General features: G+C 58.3%; 14 protein-coding genes and 1 pseudogene. 3 read left to right on the forward strand and 12 right to left on the reverse strand.

Annotation, left to right across the window (positions count from 1 at the left end; all coding sequences use genetic code 11):
• Window positions 1-371: 371 nt before the first annotated feature.
• From VOM14_RS19970 to VOM14_RS19980, 3 genes are all read right to left on the reverse strand, one after another.
• The gene (locus tag VOM14_RS19970) at window positions 372-1,730 is read right to left on the reverse strand and encodes a right-handed parallel beta-helix repeat-containing protein (protein ID WP_327630463.1); all 1,359 of its coding nucleotides are present in this window, start codon (window positions 1,728-1,730) and stop codon (window positions 372-374) included.
• A gap of 78 nt (window positions 1,731-1,808) precedes the next feature.
• A complete protein-coding gene (locus VOM14_RS19975) occupies window positions 1,809-3,116 on the reverse strand; it encodes an O-antigen polymerase (RefSeq protein ID WP_327630464.1) in 1,308 nt (435 codons plus the stop codon).
• Window positions 3,117-3,269: 153 nt separating this feature from the next.
• A complete protein-coding gene (locus VOM14_RS19980) occupies window positions 3,270-5,573 on the reverse strand; it encodes a GNVR domain-containing protein (RefSeq protein ID WP_327630465.1) in 2,304 nt (767 codons plus the stop codon).
• Window positions 5,574-6,201: 628 nt separating this feature from the next.
• Here VOM14_RS19980 and VOM14_RS19985 point away from each other — a divergent pair.
• Complete coding sequence (locus VOM14_RS19985) at window positions 6,202-6,474, forward strand: hypothetical protein (RefSeq protein WP_327630466.1); 273 nt, start codon at window positions 6,202-6,204, stop codon at window positions 6,472-6,474.
• Window positions 6,475-7,088: 614 nt separating this feature from the next.
• Entirely contained in the window at window positions 7,089-9,314 is a 2,226-nt protein-coding gene (locus VOM14_RS19990) for a sensor domain-containing protein (RefSeq protein WP_327630467.1), read from the forward strand.
• Between the two features lie 201 nt (window positions 9,315-9,515).
• Here the strand turns inward: VOM14_RS19990 and merA are convergent, their stop codons facing one another.
• The 3 genes from merA to merT all read right to left on the reverse strand — a co-directional run bounded on the left by merA (window position 9,516) and on the right by merT (window position 11,897).
• A complete protein-coding gene (gene merA / locus VOM14_RS19995) occupies window positions 9,516-11,195 on the reverse strand; it encodes a mercury(II) reductase (RefSeq protein ID WP_327630468.1) in 1,680 nt (559 codons plus the stop codon).
• A gap of 62 nt (window positions 11,196-11,257) precedes the next feature.
• Window positions 11,258-11,533 carry a mercury resistance system periplasmic binding protein MerP gene (merP, locus tag VOM14_RS20000; RefSeq protein ID WP_327630469.1) on the reverse strand — a complete coding sequence of 92 codons (276 nt, stop codon included), beginning with the start codon at window positions 11,531-11,533 and terminating at the stop codon, window positions 11,258-11,260.
• 13 nt (window positions 11,534-11,546) lie between these two features.
• Window positions 11,547-11,897: a mercuric ion transporter MerT gene (gene merT / locus VOM14_RS20005; protein ID WP_327630470.1), complete on the reverse strand. Its 351-nt coding sequence runs from the start codon at window positions 11,895-11,897 to the stop codon at window positions 11,547-11,549.
• Between the two features lie 84 nt (window positions 11,898-11,981).
• On the opposite strand from merT, the gene merR reads away from it, so the two are divergent.
• A complete protein-coding gene (gene merR, locus VOM14_RS20010) occupies window positions 11,982-12,434 on the forward strand; it encodes an Hg(II)-responsive transcriptional regulator (RefSeq protein ID WP_327630471.1) in 453 nt (150 codons plus the stop codon).
• Between the two features lie 102 nt (window positions 12,435-12,536).
• On the opposite strand, the gene VOM14_RS20015 is transcribed toward merR, so the two are convergent.
• From VOM14_RS20015 to VOM14_RS20045, 6 genes and pseudogenes are all read right to left on the reverse strand, one after another.
• Window positions 12,537-12,968, reverse strand: a complete 432-nt coding sequence (locus VOM14_RS20015; RefSeq protein ID WP_442955565.1) for a hypothetical protein — start codon at window positions 12,966-12,968, stop codon at window positions 12,537-12,539.
• A gap of 66 nt (window positions 12,969-13,034) precedes the next feature.
• Window positions 13,035-13,775, reverse strand: coding sequence for a COG4705 family protein (locus VOM14_RS20020; RefSeq protein ID WP_327630472.1), 741 nt, complete (start codon window positions 13,773-13,775; stop codon window positions 13,035-13,037).
• 426 nt (window positions 13,776-14,201) lie between these two features.
• Window positions 14,202-15,365, reverse strand: a complete 1,164-nt coding sequence (gene tssG / locus VOM14_RS20025) for a type VI secretion system baseplate subunit TssG (protein ID WP_327630537.1) — start codon at window positions 15,363-15,365, stop codon at window positions 14,202-14,204.
• A complete protein-coding gene (locus VOM14_RS20030) occupies window positions 15,365-15,616 on the reverse strand; it encodes a PAAR domain-containing protein (protein WP_327630473.1) in 252 nt (83 codons plus the stop codon). The genes tssG and VOM14_RS20030 overlap by 1 nt, the downstream gene beginning before the upstream one ends.
• Window positions 15,613-16,320 carry a hypothetical protein gene (locus VOM14_RS20035; RefSeq protein ID WP_327630474.1) on the reverse strand — a complete coding sequence of 236 codons (708 nt, stop codon included), beginning with the start codon at window positions 16,318-16,320 and terminating at the stop codon, window positions 15,613-15,615. The genes VOM14_RS20030 and VOM14_RS20035 overlap by 4 nt, the downstream gene beginning before the upstream one ends.
• Window positions 16,304-17,713: pseudogene (locus tag VOM14_RS20045) on the reverse strand (N-acetylmuramidase domain-containing protein). The gene VOM14_RS20035 and the pseudogene VOM14_RS20045 overlap by 17 nt, the downstream one beginning before the upstream one ends.
• Window positions 17,714-17,720: the final 7 nt, after the last annotated feature.

Here is a 17,720-nt window from a genome sequence, read left to right on the forward strand (position 1 = left end):
GGCCTCGCTGCTGCGTCTTCTTTGAGTTGGCGCGGGTGGCCGCGCTTTCGTCGGACAGATGTTGTTCAAGCCGCAGTGCAAGCTGCTCGGTCTGGATCGCGGAGGAAGTGAGAGGGATCGCTATTGGCGAAGTATCAGGGAAATATCGAGCGCCTGATTGGCCTGATCACCAATTTACTTGTCCGCAGGTCTACGTGATGAATAGGGGCCACGCATTTGGAGAAATCTATTTCTACTGTCGTAACTCTGCTTTGGGATTTCCCAATTCGGAATAGGGAGAATATAAACCATGTAACTCTCAGTTCCCGGTACGCCAACATCGAGATTGAAAAGGACGCGCTATCAATAAGTGGATTGTCGCAATTAGAGTGCTATTGCTTAGCTGACGATTGTGCGATCGCGCGCCCATTCGCGTCGGCAGGGTCCAAATCCGGCGTGTGCGCCGAAAGCGCACGCAGGTCAACGGCCGGAAGACGCGACACGTCGGCCCCTGTTACGACAAGTTTGCCGGAACCCGTGCAGCCAGCTGCTTGAGGGAGCAACTTGCCGTCGAGTGTGTTCGCGCGACAGGTCATCGCACTGGGCGTGCAATGGTTCGTCTGCAAGGAAATCGCAGAACCGGTTATCGACGAGAAAGCGGTATTGGCGACATCGAATTGGCAAACATTGCCAAGCGCACGGAAGCCGTCATAGCTTGCTCGCGAAACCTGATTGTCCTTTACCGCCACCAGTGCGACGTCTTCGTCGCCTGTATTGATGTCGATTCCAGCCTGCTCGGCAGGAGGCAGTCCGTTGCCGCGATACACGGGGTCCTCGATATCAGACACCACGTTGTGGGCGATAACGACATTTCTCACGTTGTAGGTGCGGTAACCGTCCTCATGGGCGACCATGATGCCTGCGGCTTTTTGCACTCCTCGTACATCGTTTTCCGACAGCGTCACATCGGCGCCGCCGACCACCGACAGTCCTCTGCCCCAGTAGTTTCCAGATACGGTGTTATGGGTGACGAGTACATTTCTACTCAGCGCGCCGTCTTTTTTATAGCTGACAATGGCGATCAGATCGTCGCCTGTCCCGATCACCGTATTGTTCGAAACGAGCACGTCGCGCGATGCGCCGGTTACATGGATGCCGTCGGCCAGCGTCTTTTGCACCTTGTTTCGCGCGATGACGATGCGCGATGCGTGCGACACAAAAATGCCCGCGCTTGCGCCGCCTTCGATTGTCGTATCGAGAATCTGGATATCTTTTCCGCGCACCACGATTTTCGCGGAGCTTTCCGTTTCGAGACGCTTGTGTCCGGTGCCGCGCAGCGTCAGTCCAGCTATCGTCGCACCCGTCCCCATGACGACCAGCGCCTGATCGTCAGGGTTTGTCGCAATGAATGAAGCGCCATAGCCTGTTACCACCGCCGCTTGTGTCCGGACGACGAGCGAATGACTCACAACATAAGTACCTGGCTGGATCACTAACCGTTGTCCGGGACGCAGCGCATCGAGCGTGGACTGGATCTCGCGAGTCTGATCGCTGCTGCCCTTAGGCGCGCTGATCGTCTTGTCGGCCACCGCGGCAACTGTTATCCGTTGGAAAGAGCCCGGTCCTTTCAGACCGGTTCTCGCCACTGTTGATGACACACTGTCCGGCATTTCGGGCTGCGCGCAGACGTCCGTTGCGTAGCACGACGCGAGTGCAAGCGTCACGAAGGCGACATGGAGCCGTTTGTTCATACGATGCCTCACTAGCCGGCGCCCGCCGTCTACGCGGGCGAGTAAAGAGCGAAGAGAACGTGCCGTGCGTTGCGCGGCTCAATAAGGTCGCGGAATAGCGTTCAACGGTCGCGCGGACTTCGTGCGGCACAGGCTGAACACAATGAACAACAGTGCAATCGGAACAAAGTTTCTGCCGCTAAAGAGATTGGGAAGACGCAGGATCTCGAATAGCGAAACCAGTAGTACAGGATGCGCACAACACCAGAATCCATTGGCCGCGCGCCAGCCGTAGTAACTCTTTCTGAATAGCCAGCCAATGAATGCGGCGAGGAACAGGGCAGACCAACCCCATTCATAGAAGTGCACGAAGATACCGGACGGATTGTTGAATTCAGGGTCGGCGTACCGGGTCAGCAGGATGGTGTAGCTCGCGTCGAGGCCGAACAGTGGACGAAAGTAATCGCCGATTAGCGGAAATTTGATCAACCAGTCGAACGTAAACTCGGGGCTGCCGGTGCCCCAACCGAAAATCGACAGCATGGCGGCGCCGTTATTGAGCGCGGTGGAGTAATACAGTCCCAGGCGCTCTATTGCGAAATCAAAGATGTTGTCGTAGAGGTTCACATAGTAGATTGCCCACGAACGCTGATATTCATTGGCGATAAAAAACGCAATCAGCGGCGCCACACACAGATACGGTCCGAGCATCAGGATCTTTGACGGCCTGTTCGGGCGTCGGAATCTCACCCACATCAACGCAAGCGGCAATACGAGTTCGATAAGCGCGAGGCGCTCGGCAAAAATAAAACTGCGCAGCGCCGTCAAAGCGAACAAGATTGAAAAATAGAGTTTGTGCCGGGTAAGGCCGCGTCTTTTTTGTGGAAATACATAGAAGTACAGCGGCACGTAAGCAATAGCAGCTTGCGTCAGTGTGGAAATTCCAGGAACCCGGCCTTTCACCTCCAGCAAATCGAACGCGCTGTCGCTGCCGTCAAAGAACGCCATGAGAAGCGCGGGCTTGGCCAGCAAGCCGCCCATCATGGTTAAGTACCCAATACACGAAAGAACAAAGACCAGGTCGAGAACGAGCGGTGGAACCCGGGACGGCACCTGGCTCGTCCTTGCAGGCGTTCTTCTGCCGAAAGAAGAAACAACCATGATGGTGATTAAAAACAGCGCGCCCGCAAACGCATAGAAGCCATCGAAAAAGACGCGGTCGATCGCTTTCTGGTTTCCCAGCAAGCTCATTGAGATCAGAACGTAGAGCGGCACTATGAAGAACATCATCAAGCGCGCCGGGTCTTCCCACCAATATCCATTAAACGCGAGCTGGTTCGTCGACATGCGTGCTGGGGCGACGCGCGTCAACTCCGGCGGTCCCATGAGCATGCGGGTCTTCTGCATTACCGTCTCCTTGCCATCCACGGTTAGATCGTTCAGGTGACAGGCATGACATGTACCTATCAGGAGTGCGGACCCTTAAGGTCCGCATTGCATTAGCATCTTGAGCTGGCTGTTGTTGCTCAATGCCATTCCGTCACGGCGGCGCTGCTACTTTTATGCATCTCTTGCATCGGGGCGGTACTTGTAGCTGGAGAAATCGTTGTCCCCGTATCCGTATGTGCCGGGCGACGCGGTGAGGTCGTTGAAGACCACGCCCTGGACAGGTACACCTGCGTGCGCAAGCCGGCGGGCGCTCTCCTGAATCTCCGCATGCGTCGTCACTGCATGGCGTGCCACGATAAATACGGTGCCTGCGGTACGCCCGAGCGCTACCGCATCGGCGAACAATAGAAGCGGGGGACCGTCGACCACGACCATGTCGTATTGCAGGCTCACGCGTTCCAGCAGTTCTTCGAGTTCGGGCTGCAAAAGCATCTCGCTGGGATTGAGTTCCGCGCCGCCGGTGGACAGAAAATCGAGTCCCGGCGACACGTCGCGCCGTACCACTTCTTCAAAACGTTGCGTGCCTCTCACGACATCCGCGAGTCCGCCTGCCCGTTCCAGGTTGAAATACTTATGCAAAGCGCCCTTGCGCAGATCGGCGTCGACGAGAAGCACGCGTTTATTCGACGCGCCCGCGAGCGCGGCAACGTGGGCGCACACAAAGGACTTGCCGATGTCCGCCGTCGGTCCCGTGATAAGCACAATGTGGTTACGCGCTTCCGGCAAACTAAATTGCAAAAGTGTGCGGAAGTTCCGCAGGCTTTCGATGGTGGCGTCGGAGGAATAGGCGCCTGCTACTGCTAACGCGCTCTTCGGCCCACCCAGCGCCTTGCGGCGCCGGTAAATCGGCAGACGGCCACGCGGCACGGTTGCATACACCAGCAGTCCCGTAGACGCTTCAATTTCCCGCGCATCCTCAACCGCGCCGACCACACGGCGCCGGAACAATGCAATCCCGACTCCCAGCAGCAGACCAAAAAGCGCAGAGCCGGCAATCACGAGAGTTCGCCGTGGCTGGACCGGCGTTCTTGTCGGCGTGGCGGCGTCGAGCAGTCGCACGTCACTGACCTTGCCGGCGCTCACGAGCGTGAGTTGCTGGCGAGCATTGAGCAGATTCGTATAAAGCTCTGTGTCGACCTGCACGTCTCGCTGGAGCCGCAGATAACTTTGCTGGATGACAGGCAACGCACGAGTGCGTGAGAGGACCGAGCCGAGCGAGGCATTGGCATCTTGCAACTGAGTATCGACGGCTCGCACCGCAGGATAGTTTGCGGTGAAACGTGACACGAGTTCGTCGCGATGCTGTTGCAGATCGAGTACCTTCAGTTGTGCGGCGACGGATTGCTGTAGCAGCGCCGCGCCGACCTGGCTCGTGTCGATCGTCCCATGCTCCGCGCGAAAGTTGTTGAAGCGGTTTTCGGCGGCTTCCAGTTGCGCCTTCAGCACCGGCAATTGCGCGTCGAGAAATTGAATCGACTTGTCTGCATCCGCCGACCTGCGCTGCATGTTCTGCGACAAATAGGCCTGCCAGATCTCGTTCAGAATGCGACTGTCATGTCGCGCATCGGTGCCGTCGAGCGATACGCCAATGATGTAAGACTGCTTGCCCTTCTGTGCAAGAACCATCGCTTTCTGTAGCCACGCGACGGTCTCGACTTGTGAACTCCGCTTCAGTGAGAAGCTTGCGCCAGAGTTGCCCGTCACCTTATCGACCAGCAACTCGATAGTACCGTCCGGCGTCTGTGCGGTCATCAACTTGCCGACCTGGCCTTGCAGGTGAATTCCATCCGTGAATTCGAATCCGCTTCCTTCCAGCGTGTACTGGCCTTCACCCGTCAATGTCAGTTTGAACGTCTTGCCTTCCAGCTTCTGCGGCACGTTAAACGTTCCGACGTCGATGTTCTCCCTTCCGAAAACGTAGCCGCCCGGCAAAGGGCTGGACAAGCCGGTCGTGTGCGCGGCAGCCCACCATCCAACAACTGGCACATAGCGTGGCGTGGCATCGATATAGAGCTTGAGCTTGCTCACGGCTTGCGATGTCACCATGCGCGATCTCAGCACTTCCATTTCGTCGGCCGCTTCTGTCTTTTCATCGAACATCGAAGAGAGACTGGCGGGAACGCTCTTCTGGGTTTGCGCGTTCTGCTCGACCTGAATCAGCAGGTCGGAGCGGTACACGGGCTGCTTGAACGTGGCGTACCCGAGGCCGATCACCAGAGACACGAGAGTCGTACCGAGAATGACCCAACGTCCACGATAAAGGGCATTGAGATGGTACGCAGGCAAAGCGGCTTGTTGTAGCGGTTCCCCGAAACTGTAGGCGTGTGAACTGACGTGATTCATTGTTTTACTCCAATGGTCTAAGCATTGCGGGTTCACATTGCGTGCGCCGCTATAGAAGTTGAATACCTGCACCCCGATCGCAACACGCAGAAGTAGTGGGCGCGTTTTCGCGCACGGACCACTTCACTCCCACGCGGAATTCTCTCCACGCTTGTTTCCCTCCACGCTTGTATTTAACAGGAACGTTATCGCCGCGTGTGTGTTCGAACGAACAATATCGCTGTCGTGCGAATTAATTAGAGGGGTAAGCCGAAGCATTGTCATTAGACGAAGTCTGGCAGTACACGTCAGGGCTCAGTCTGCCGCATGCGTGCGTATTGAGAACTGAACGGACGGTTCTTGCTCCGGTCGATTGCAAGATTCTGTGCGGCCGTCAACACACTGAATGACGATTAATACCTTCCTCATCGATCCGCTTTCGGTTCCGTCTTAATGTTTGAGGGTGCCTTAATGGTTTTGCCAACGTGTCGCACCTGGACGGACTTCAGATGACTCCCTTTTTCGGGCCGCTGGGATCGTCTGCATAATTGAAGTACCTCCAGCCAGGCCAGCAAGGAAGCGGCAGGTTTGCAACGTTCGGCGTCTGCCAGCAGCCTATGCGAGGTTCCGCACACTTCTGCGCCGATTCCTCGCGCCGAAGGCTTTCCGGATTGTCCCGTCCACCTAAAATTAATCCACAACGACAACCATGTGGAGACCAATGATGGATGTACTGCCGGGTGTTTTTCTGTTTGGGATTTCGTTAGCCGCGATCGTTGCCATAACGGAACGCAACGGCAAATGGTGGTGGGCCAGGCTGCTTGGCACCTTGGCGGGCGGCCCCATTGTGATAGCGGGGCTGTCATTCGCGATGCCCGGCATGGCAAGCAGTATCGAGACCGACGCGCTCGCGTTCCTGGTGCCGGTGATTATCCTGTCGGTCGCGCTATCGAGGCAGAGCAGTGGGCAAGTCGCTGCGGAGAATGGCGGTTGACGAAGCGGCGTCTGGGAAATGGCTGATTCACTTTCAAAAGGAAGACTGCCGCATCGACTTGCGGCAGTTTCATCGGATCAATGTCGGCAGGCTGACGCCCGTCAGTGGCCATAGCTCATTGAGCAACCTTGTGGGAAGTCAATAAACAATAAGTACTAAGGTTCCTGAATTCGTGCGCGCTCTCTCGCAGTCCCATCGAAGCAATCTCGAACAGGCTGAAATTTTCTTCGAGAAGCATTTCTCTGCACCACGTGTGCAGCGTGCGCGTCGGGCGCCCTGCGGAGCAACTCATCATCTGATCGTCACGCGGTATCGCGAACCTGGCATGTCCCGTCGCTGGTTGCCTGGATCGGTGTCGCGGCTCGTCATTGCGCATGCTCACCGCGCCGTGATGGTCGCGCGTCGATCGCCCGCCCAGACAGGAAGGGGAGCGTCCGCTGTAAGGTCGTGAAAGTCGGGTAAAGTGAGGGCCGGGAAAAGGTGGCGACCGGTTGCACGTGAATAGGAAATTGTAAGGAAGGCTGCCCGTTCCGGAATTTCAAGTTCTTCAGCATTATGCCGATGACGTGCCTATAGCTCTGCCGGCATTCGTCGCTTCACGCCCTGTGTGACTCATGAATCAGATTACTTCCGCCTGTGTTTTATCTGAGGCAGAGCACCATTTGCTCTCGCTCGCGGCCAACGAGACGGATACGGCCATCATCATCACCGATCATTTGGGCCGGACACTCTATCTGAATGACGGGTTTACGCGCATGCTCGGCTATACGCTTGCCGACATGCAAGGGAAGGTGCCCAGCGCCGTCGTCAGTGGGCTCCATACCAATGCGACGGCATTGGCGAGTGTCCGGGAACATGTTACGTCCCGCGAGAGCTTCCGCACGGAGATTCTCATTTACGACCGTCGGGGCAAACCCCTCTGGATTGCCGCGGTGATCAATGTGGTGAAGAACGACGAGGGCGTGTGCACGAGCATGGTCGGCGTGTGGACCGACATCACCAACACGAAGATGCACGAGGTCCTGCAACACAAGGCGCTGCACGCCATCGCGCGCGAGGCGCCGATCGCGGACGTGATGCGGTTGATCTGTCTCGAGGTCGAGCGGATCGCCCCCGAGGTGACGGTATCGATCCGGCGTATCGACCAAAGCAATCGGCTCTGGACCGTCGGTGCGCCGAGCCTGCCCGCTCATTACGTGAGAGCCATGGACGGAATCACGCTCGATTGCGGTATCGAGGGCAGCGAGGTGCCGGGGCTGGAAGGACAACTGGTGGTTTTCGGCGACGAGGCGTGCACTTCGTTCTGGAACAAGCGAACGGAACTCGCGCAGGCGTGCGGGCTGGCCATGTGCTGGTGGCGCCCCATTCGCTCGGGCGACGGCCAGACGCTCGGCACGCTCGCCTTTTACTACCGCGAACGACACCATCCCGACAACCTGCATCGGCGCCTCGCCGACGTCAGCGCGAACCTGTGTTCGCTTGCGATGGAGCGCGAGGCCAGCAAGGAAAAAATCCGGCGCCTCGCCTATTTCGATAGTCTTACTGGTTTGCCCAATCGAAGTTCGCTCGTTGCTCAAACAGACACGCTGCTCGTCGACGCTGCCCGGATGGGGCGGCCATTGGCCGTGTTGTTTCTGGACCTCGACCGCTTCAAACAGGTGAACGATTCGTTCGGCCATCCGGCGGGCGACACGCTCCTGTGCGAAGTCGCGCAACGGCTGAAGAAATGCCTCGGTGAAAAGGACATTGCAGGCAGACTGTCGGGCGACGAATTCGTGATCGTCCTGACGTCGTGTAATGCCGAAGCCGCGGTTGCACGTTGCGAAGCCATCATGGCGACAATACGCGAGCCGGTTCTTCTCGGTTCAATGAGCGTGACGCCCACGGCGAGCGTGGGTATCGCGGTCTTTCCGCAGCATGGCGACAGTATCGGCACATTGCTGCCGCACGCTGATATGGCCATGTACCGCGCGAAGGCCGCCGGTCGTCATCGCTATTCGATATTCGATCCCGATTTGAACCGCGCGGCGCAGGAAAACCTGAAGCTCGAACGAGCGCTCCGAGAAGCGCTGCAAAACGAGCAGTTGCAACTGCACTATCAGCCTCAGATCAGACTCGAAGACGGCGCTATTCACGGCGTGGAGGCATTGGCGCGCTGGGATCACGCGGAGTTCGGCATGGTGCCGCCGCAGCGCTTCGTCGCACTGGCGGAAGAAGGCGGCATGATCGCGGAACTCGATCGCTGGGTACTTCGCTCGGCTTGCCGTCAACTGAGCGAATGGCGACGTTTGGCGATTGCGATCCCACATGTCTCCGTGAACATCTCGCCGACCACATTTTGCGATCAGGCGTTGCCGGGGTTCATCGCACAGACGCTAGCCGAGCATGGCCTTCGCGCATCGGATCTGATGCTCGAAGTGACAGAAGGCGTGCTCCTCAATACCGCGACCGACGGTTTAGCGAACCTTAATTCGGTGCATAACCAGGGTATCGGACTGTCGATCGATGACTTCGGCACCGGCTATTCCAGCCTGAGCTATCTGCACCGGATGCCGGTGAACGAACTCAAATTGGACAAGAGCTTCGTTCACGAACTGGAGAGCAACGAAAGCGCAAGGACGCTCGCCAAGGCGGTCATGAGCATCGGCGCAAGTCTGGGATTGGGCACGATTGCCGAAGGCGTCGAGACGGACGCGCAAAGACAGATCCTGACAAAGCATGGCTGCAAGGTCGCACAAGGCTATCTTTTCGCACGACCCATGTCCGCGACGACGCTGGTTGCGTGGCTGAACCACTGGAAGCCGACAGCGGGTTCTTGCGTTCCCGTGGTTTTATCGTAAAGCAACGAGATGTGACGCGGGCACGGTGTGTCGAGCGCGATTTCCGCGTAGCCGCGTGTGGCTGCCCAGGGTTCGGCGAACGTGCGACCAGTCGCGACACTTTTCCCCTTCGACAAAACTGCGTTCCGGACCGAGCCAGATATCGCTGGCTGCAAGAGCCTCCGCCGGTTGAATCCGCCCCGATGAGTCGTTCTCCGCGACTTATCCGGCGCAGCACGAGAGCTGTTTCACGTCCTTCGAAAAGGTCTGCGCGGCAAGCTTGAGCCCCTCGACCATCGTCAGGTACGGAAATAACTGATCGGCGAGTTCGTGGACGCTCATTCGGGCGCGAATCGCAATGGCGGCCGTCTGAATGAGTTCGCCCGCCTCAGGCGCAACCGCCTGCACGCCGATCAGCCGGCCGCTGCCCGCTTCCGCCACCAGCTTGATGAAGCCGCGCGTGTCGAAGTTCACCAGCGCGCGCGGGACGTTATCGAGCGTCAACGTGCGACTGGCGGTCTCGATGCCCGCCTGATCCGCTTGCGCCTCGCTATAGCCGACAGTGGCGACCTGTGGCTCGGTGAAGACAACCGCCGGCATCGTATCGAGATCGAGCCGTGCATCGCCCCCGGTCATGTTGATCGCCGCGCGCGTACCGGCGGCGGCCGCGACATAGACGAACTGCGGCTGGCCGGTGCAGTCGCCGGCGGCATAGATATCCGGTGCGCTCGTGCGCATGCCGGCGTCGATCACAATGGCGCCGCGTTCGTCGAGCTGCACGCCGATACTCGCCAGATTCAGACTGCCCGTGTTGGGCGCGCGGCCTGTTGCCACCATCAGCCGGTCGGCTTGCACCTCGCCATGGTTCGTGCTGAGGACGAACGTGCCGTCGGCGTGCGACACGCGGCTTGCCTGTGTCTGCGTCATGATTTCGATGCCCTCCGCGCGAAAGGCTGCGCTCACCGCTTCGCCGATGGCCGGGTCCTCCCGGTAGAGCACGGTGTGGCGAGCCATGACGGTCACATGACTGCCCAGCCGCGCAAACCCCTGGGCCAGCTCCAGGGCGACCACCGACGAGCCGATCACCGCGAGCCGTTTAGGGACGATGTCGCTCGCCAGCGCTTCGGTCGAGGTCCAGTACGGCGTCTGCGCCAGGCCGGGAACCGGCGGCACGGCGGCCGTTGCGCCCGTGGCGATCAGGCAGCGGTCGAACGACACCGCGCGCTCGCCGCCGGCGGTCAGCGTGACGGCGAGAGTATGGCCGTCCGTGAAGCGCGCCTCGCCGGCCAGGACGTCGATGTTCGGCTTCGACGCCAGAATGTCCTCGTACTTGTCGTGGCGCAGTTCGTCGACGCGCGCCTGTTGCTGGGCGAGCAGACGCGGCCGGTCGATCACTGGCGCCACGGCACTGATCCCCGTGTCGAAGGGGCTCGTCTGGCGAAGATGTGCGACGTGCGCGGCACGGATCATGATCTTGGACGGCACGCACCCGACATTCACGCAGGTGCCGCCTGTCGTGCCTCGCTCGATCAGGGTCACGTGCGCGCCGCGTTCGGCTGCCTTCAATGCGGCCGCCATCGCAGCGCCACCACTGCCGATGACGGCAATCCGCAGCGGGCCGTCTTCGCCGCGACGCTTCGCGGCAGCTTCCGCCCGGCCGGGCGTGTCGTCCTTGAGGCCGGCGGCGTGGGGCGGCGCGTCAGCCATCCTGGCGCGGTAGCCTGCTGCCGTCACGGCAGCAGCCAGCGTGTCGTGGCTGACGTCTGCATCGACCGTCACATCGACGAGTGCACTGGGCCAGGAAACTGCAACCGAGCGCACTCCGGGCACCTTTTCGAGCGCGTCTCTGATATGCGCTGCGCAGGAAGCACAGGTCATTCCGTCGATGGTCAAGGTCGTCATGGGCTTGCTCCAGTTCTTTTCTTCAATTGAATCGGATGCTCATGGAAGTCACCGCCAGCCCGTCAGCGCTTGACCGACGACGGATAGCCCGCGTCAGCCGTGGCTTTCGTCAGTGTCTGGACGCTGATCTTGTTGTCGTCGAATGTCACGATCGCTTCCCGCTGCTCGAAACGGACCTCCGTTTTTTGGACTCCGGCGACCTGGGAGAGCGCATGCCTGACGATGATCGGGCAGGCGGCGCATGTCATGCCGGGAACAGACAGTGTGACCGTCCGGGTTGCCGCCCAGACCGGGACCGTCGCGACGGCGAGCGCGAGTGCAGCAAGCAGTTTTTTCATGAGCGACTCCGGGTTAATAGAAGAGAGGGAGCACATAGGGAAAACCGAGCGCAATCACTACAAGTGCGACGACGATCCAGAACACGAGCTTGTATGCGGCGCGCACGCGCGGCAACGCGCAGACCTCATCGGGCTTGCACGCGGCGGCGGGACGGAAGATGCGCCGTCCGGCGAAGAACAACGCCACGAGTGCCGTGCCGATGAAAACCGGCCGGTAGGGTTCGAGCAAGGTCAGATTGCCGATCCAGGCCCCGCTGACACCCAGCATGACGAGCACCAGTGGCCCGAGGCAGCAGGTCGACGCGAGCATCGCGGCCAGTCCGCCGGCGGCCAGCGCGCCGCGCCCTTTCTGTGGTTCTGCCATACGCTTGCCCTTCCGGCTTGCCGATCAATAGCGTAACGTTAGCTCTGTACCTAAGTACGGAGTCAAGCGATATGGAGAACCGATATGGAGAACCATAGAGAGCCGTTGACGATCGGCGCTTTTGCGAGGGCGGCCAGCGTCAATGTGGAGACGATCCGCTTCTATCAGCGCAAGGGGTTGTTGCTCGAACCGGAACGGCCATCTGGCGGCATTCGTCGCTACGGCGCGGCGGACGTGACGCGGGTGCGATTCGTCAAATCGGCGCAGCGGCTCGGCTTCCGCCTCGACGAAATCGCGGAGCTGCTGAAACTGGAGGATGGGACGCATTGCGATGAGGCGAGCCGCCTCGCCGAGCACAAGCTCCGCGACATTCAGGAGAAGCTCGCCGATCTCGCGCGCATGGAAGCGGTACTCGCCCAGCTCGTGTGCGCGTGCCATTCGCGCAGGGGTACCGTATCGTGCCCGTTGATCGCCTCATTGCAGCGAGCGGAAGAACCGCGCGACGCTGGAGCCGTCGAAGGGACGAGTCGGCCTTAACGTACGAAAAAGCCCGTTTCTTGCGAGCACCTCTGGTTGGGTGTGTCGCTTGTCCTGGATCGGTCTACGACCCTCGAAAGCGCGTTTCGTACCCAGGCATGCTCAACCCTTTCCGCCCATCTGGTCCATCATTGCAATCAGATCGGCGAGCGCTTTTTTGCACTTTGTCTGATCCGGCGACCTGTCGCGCAGCGCTTCAAGCGCATTGTCGATGGCCTTATCGAGCTTGTGCCATTCCGCAGCGGCGCGCGGTTTGAGCGAAGGCTCAGCGTCGTCCCACGATGTTTCCAGATCCTTGATGCGCGTTTTCGCGCCAGCCAGATCATTTTTGTCGACGAGTTTCGACGTGTCGGTCGCGATGATCCGGAACTTCGAGAGATCGCCCAGCTTCGACGGTACGGTATCGGCATGCGCCACCGACACCGGCGACAGCGCGAAAAGCCCTTGCGAAGTCGAGGCGATAGGCGAGCTTGCCATCGTATAGATGGCCAAAGCGGTCACTGCGAGTACAGGAACTACCAAGCGCCGGTTCATAACCGATCCTCCATTTGAAAATGCGATGACTTCGCCAGTTCTGGCGACTCGAAAACGAAATCTGACCTATACGGCAGGACCCCGGCGTGCTCTGGCCGAAGCATGAATGCCGACTAGCGCGACGATGACGACGAGGAATAGGGCGCTCGTCGTGACGGTCCCCATGCCGAGCCCGCCGTAATCGCGTGCTTGCGAGAGCAGATCGCCCAGCGATGCGCCGAACGGCCGCGTCAAGATGTAGGCTAGCCAGAAGACCAGTACGGGCTGCGCGCCGAGATAGGTAGCGAAACCCATCAATAGCAGCGACAAGCCAAAGACAACGACACCCAGCCTGAAACCGAGTCCGATGGCTTCCGTCGCGAGATCGCCTGCTGCCGTGCCCAGGGCAAACGTGACAAGAATCGCCGTCCAGTAGAACAGCTCCCGCCTGTGCGTGACGATCGTGTGAATAGAGAGGGTTTTTTCCCTCCAGTACCAGATGCCGAAGACACTGCAGAGCAAAACGGTGAAGACCGCGGTACTGCTGTACAGACTGACGCCCAGTGCGTCGGTCAGCACATCCGTCAATTGCGTGCCGACGATACTCACGAGCACCACGGTGAGCCAGTAGATCCACGGCACATAAGCGCGTTTGCGCAATTGTGCGATCAGCGAGGCCACAAGCAGCGACAGCGTGATTGCAATGGTGATAGTGGTGCCCAGCCCGACATGGACTGCAAGATAGTCGGCACCGGTCTCGCCGACGGTCGTCGACAGAATCTTGATTGTCCAGAAGGCGGCCGTTATTTCGGGCACCTTGTTCTGCATGGGTGTCACGTGCGCGTCAGACAATCTGCTGCTCCTTTGTTGAAAGACGTTGATATAAACGCCTTCGGCTTCGCCTTGGCCGAAACCGGGTTCTTCCTGTTGCGCAAATGATAGGTGAGCGAACCTTATCGAATGCTTAACGCAAGGTGGACTTTCAACGGGTGGAGCGATGTCGCGACTCAATCGTTAATCGACTGTGCGCGTGGAGGACGGGTGCATGTTGTCGGGCACGGGTTGGGGTTGTCCACAGATTCGTTTATTACACTGTGGATAAATCACACCCTGTGATAAAACACTCCGCCACACAAGGTTCTCCGGGTTATGTGAGGGGGAAATTGCATCCCCCTCACGCCCTCAAACATCCATTCCCCCACGGTTCCCCAACGCTGCGGTGCACGCCGCAGCACCCACCCCACGGAAATTCCCTCACGGCGCGATGACAGGGAGACGGCTCTCCATTGAGTCGCGGTCAGTTGCATTGCGCCTTGCTGAGTGCTCCTTCGCCACGTTCCGCAAGAGTTCTTCCAGATACCGCTCGGGTTCAAAGCGCATGCCGACGACTGGCCGGTTCGTGGACGAACGTCCCATCCAGCCCGACCAGCCGAGTCGCTGTTCGTCACCCAGCTTTGCCGGTGTCATTTCCTCCGGCCTGATCTGAAGTTCCAGCGGCCATTCGAACTCCAGCCCGACATAGGCGCGCACCAGCGCCACGAGTTGCAGCAGGTCTTTGCCGCGCGGTGTGAAACGGTGATAGGTTTCCAGGTCGAGCGGGCCGAGGACGAGACAGAACTGCTGTGTTCTGCCGGGCACCTGCTCGCCCAGCATCGCTCCCGCGCCGAGCGTTCCCAGTCTGCGCTCTGTACCGAACCGGCATTGAAGGTCAGGTGGGAGTGCCGTCCAGTGAAACGCCCATTCCTTCATCTGGACGGGCACATCGAAGTGATGGTTAATCCACCCGCACAGTCCCTCCAGATTGCGCGTCTCCTGCACGAGCAGAGGCGTCGCCGCCAGGCGCGCATGCAGGGGCAGCGATACAGTGCGTGCTGGCACTGGCGAAACACCGGACAGGCAGCCGACATAGAACGAAAAACGGTCCTGTTCGGGCCGGTCAAGGCTTGCCGCCGACTGCGCAGACGCCCAGGCGCGGTACAGGATCGTAAGCGAGCGATGATGGAAAACGTCGAGGAAGTTGCACAGTGTCGGGTCGCCGCGATGTTCTTCGCGCTCGCGGGCGATCTCCGTGACATGGATCGGCAGCGGCCCATTGGGACCTAGCACTCCCAAGCTGTGAAGACGGATGCGCAGTCTGCCATTTGTTATCGTCGCGTCTGCCACTTCGCTCGGCGCAAAAATGAGGCTCGGCTTCTGGCCGACGCGAAACGGTTCATCCTGCGGATGCAGCGCGGCACCGACAGGATCGCTGGCGGGATTCGCGTTGATGCGGCGCATGAGCGCGAAGAAGCTGTGGTGCCATGGTTTGGCCAACAGACCTTCGATCAGGTGTACAGACATAGCCGTATCGCGTACTACGCTTTCCAAATGCACCTCGTCTGAAAAAGGGCCGCGCGCGGCCCTGACAGGTTGTGGCATCAGCCAATGCTCGATATCAGCCTGCATCCGCATGTGGCGCGGTGACCGTGGCGTGCGACGGGTATGCCGTGGTCGGTGATCTTGCCGTCTCCTTCGAGTATCACGTTGGGCTTCACGTCTGGATGCTGCGGGCATTTCACTTCGTCGCCCTGGCGGGCGACACGAACGCCCTGGTAGCGCATGGTTTCGGAGGCGGTGATGACTTCACCGCCGTGGTCGGTGGTGTCGCCGAGTCGGATGAGATCGATCATTGAGCTTCTCCTTGGTGTTTGGCTGTAGGAGGAAACGGATCAACCAGGTCGGCTGAACGGACCCAGCCGGTTGTTACCTTCCCCGGATTTGCCACGTTCGATTTTGCGTCTGCGAAGCGAACCAAGGTAAATGGCTCATGGGTTTGGAGCACAATGACCCCGTCCCATTTTGTCAGATATGCTTTCTTCGCCACGTATCGTCCACGCTTCAAATCAAATAAATACGTTTTCCGGCCTATCAAACGTATTCCCGTCGCAGAAATGGTTCGTCTGACGGAAAATATTTCACCACCAACCTTGTCCGATCGAGAAGACATAAACGAGCCCAACGAATTTTCGCATCCCGCCTGCCCCTCGTCCGTTCGAACAATCCACGTCCCATCCCTTCTATACAACGTGCCCGATATGTCATAAGACTTATCACGCTCAGAGAAAGAAAAACTATTTTCCCGTGGCACAAAGGTCAACAATTTAACTTCCGAATAGGGGGACTTTGATGGATCATTAATTTCTCCGCCAGCACTCACAAACAAAAATGTGCATGACCGCTCACCATCACTGACATTATAGTATCCACTTATAGCACCATGATCTTCGAAAGAAACAAGCCCCGGTTTGTCAAAAGAAAATGCCTGTCCACTCCAAACCTCACACGAGGACGTCGCAAGTAGAAAAAAAACAAAAGTCTTACTTAAATTTCTCATAGTACACCCCGAGATCTGTTGCGTAGTGCGGATTAGTTTCCTTCCATCTCGCCCCGTTGTATGCAGACGCCACGCCTTCCCAATCATGTGAACGAAGAGATGTAACGCCATGCAGCTTCACATTTTTCATAAATAAGATAAAAATTTGCATTTGCCCATTAGAGCCAGACATGAACTTATTTGCAAATGAAAACGAGGTTGGACATCCACATGCAACATACTCGTTTGCAAGTATCTGAAATCCACCCCAAGAACAGGCTTGTATTGCCAAATCGAAATCCAGAGCCGCCGCACGCGTCAGTTTCTCGTATTGATGCATTCCTTCTGCGCCATATCCGCCTTGATTCGGATTGCACAAATCTGGAAATTTTGGATAAGGATTATTGAACGGCACAGCCTTCCTCTTTTGCCCTCTCCTGCGAGCCGCAGTGATTTATTCGGCCTCTTGGTTTTCGTGCTGCTTTCTCAACAGATCATAAAATCTATGTCGCTCATATCTTATTTTTGGAAGACCGTTCGCTTCAAATGGAACTCCGCCGCATTCCTGCATCACTATCGCCTTGATAGCAGCAACATCCACGTTCAATTCCGTTGCCATTTTTTTGTACTGCTCTTCGGAGAATGTAATTGGCGACGGATAATTCAGCCGAGAACCAAGCAGATTCAACAGGACAGTGTGTGGTTTCCCGTTGTCCACGACTTTGTAATGATGTTCGATAGCAATCTTTGTCTTCTGCTTCCCGGTCTGTTCATCAGTCGTCACTTCCTTGTGCTTTTCCGGAAAGTCCTTCTTGACTCTCCCTTGCTCCGTCACTACCTGAGACCAACCTATGAATGGCCCAAATTCATGAACCAGGCGCTCGATGGTCATCACCTCGCCCTGCTTCACGACAGGCACGTTGATATCCTGCTCCAGCGTTTGCTTGGGCGTTAGCTGCGTGGTCGCCTCGATATGAACTTCAGGACTGGATACCGTGAAGGCGCTGATGTCCTTTGTCGGCGTAACGGTGGCCTTGAGCACGTACTCACCATGCCGGTTCTTTACCAGTACATCCATGGGCTGGTTGCGCGCGGCATTGTGGATCGTTGCGGCATATCCATCCCTGTCCGCGACGGCCTCCGCTTTGTTATCGACCATTGGTACAGATGCGGCAGGCGAAGCTGCCGCCCCGTTGGGAGCCGATGCCGGGATGCCGGTTTGTGGATCGTCAATATTGTCAGGGCCGATTCGCCACGCCGGTGCGGCGGGCGCACCGGTGCCTGCCTTGACCTGCACGGACAGCCCTTCGATGGGCTTTTTCAACACGTCCCGAAACAGGATCGTGACTTCCACGTAGGGCGAAGGCGGCGTTCCCGGCCCCTCCGAATGCGGTTTGTGATGCAGGTGTGCCATCGGTTAA

It is taken from the genome of Paraburkholderia sp. MPAMCS5, assembly GCF_036016995.1.
Classification (GTDB): Bacteria; Pseudomonadota; Gammaproteobacteria; order Burkholderiales; family Burkholderiaceae; genus Paraburkholderia.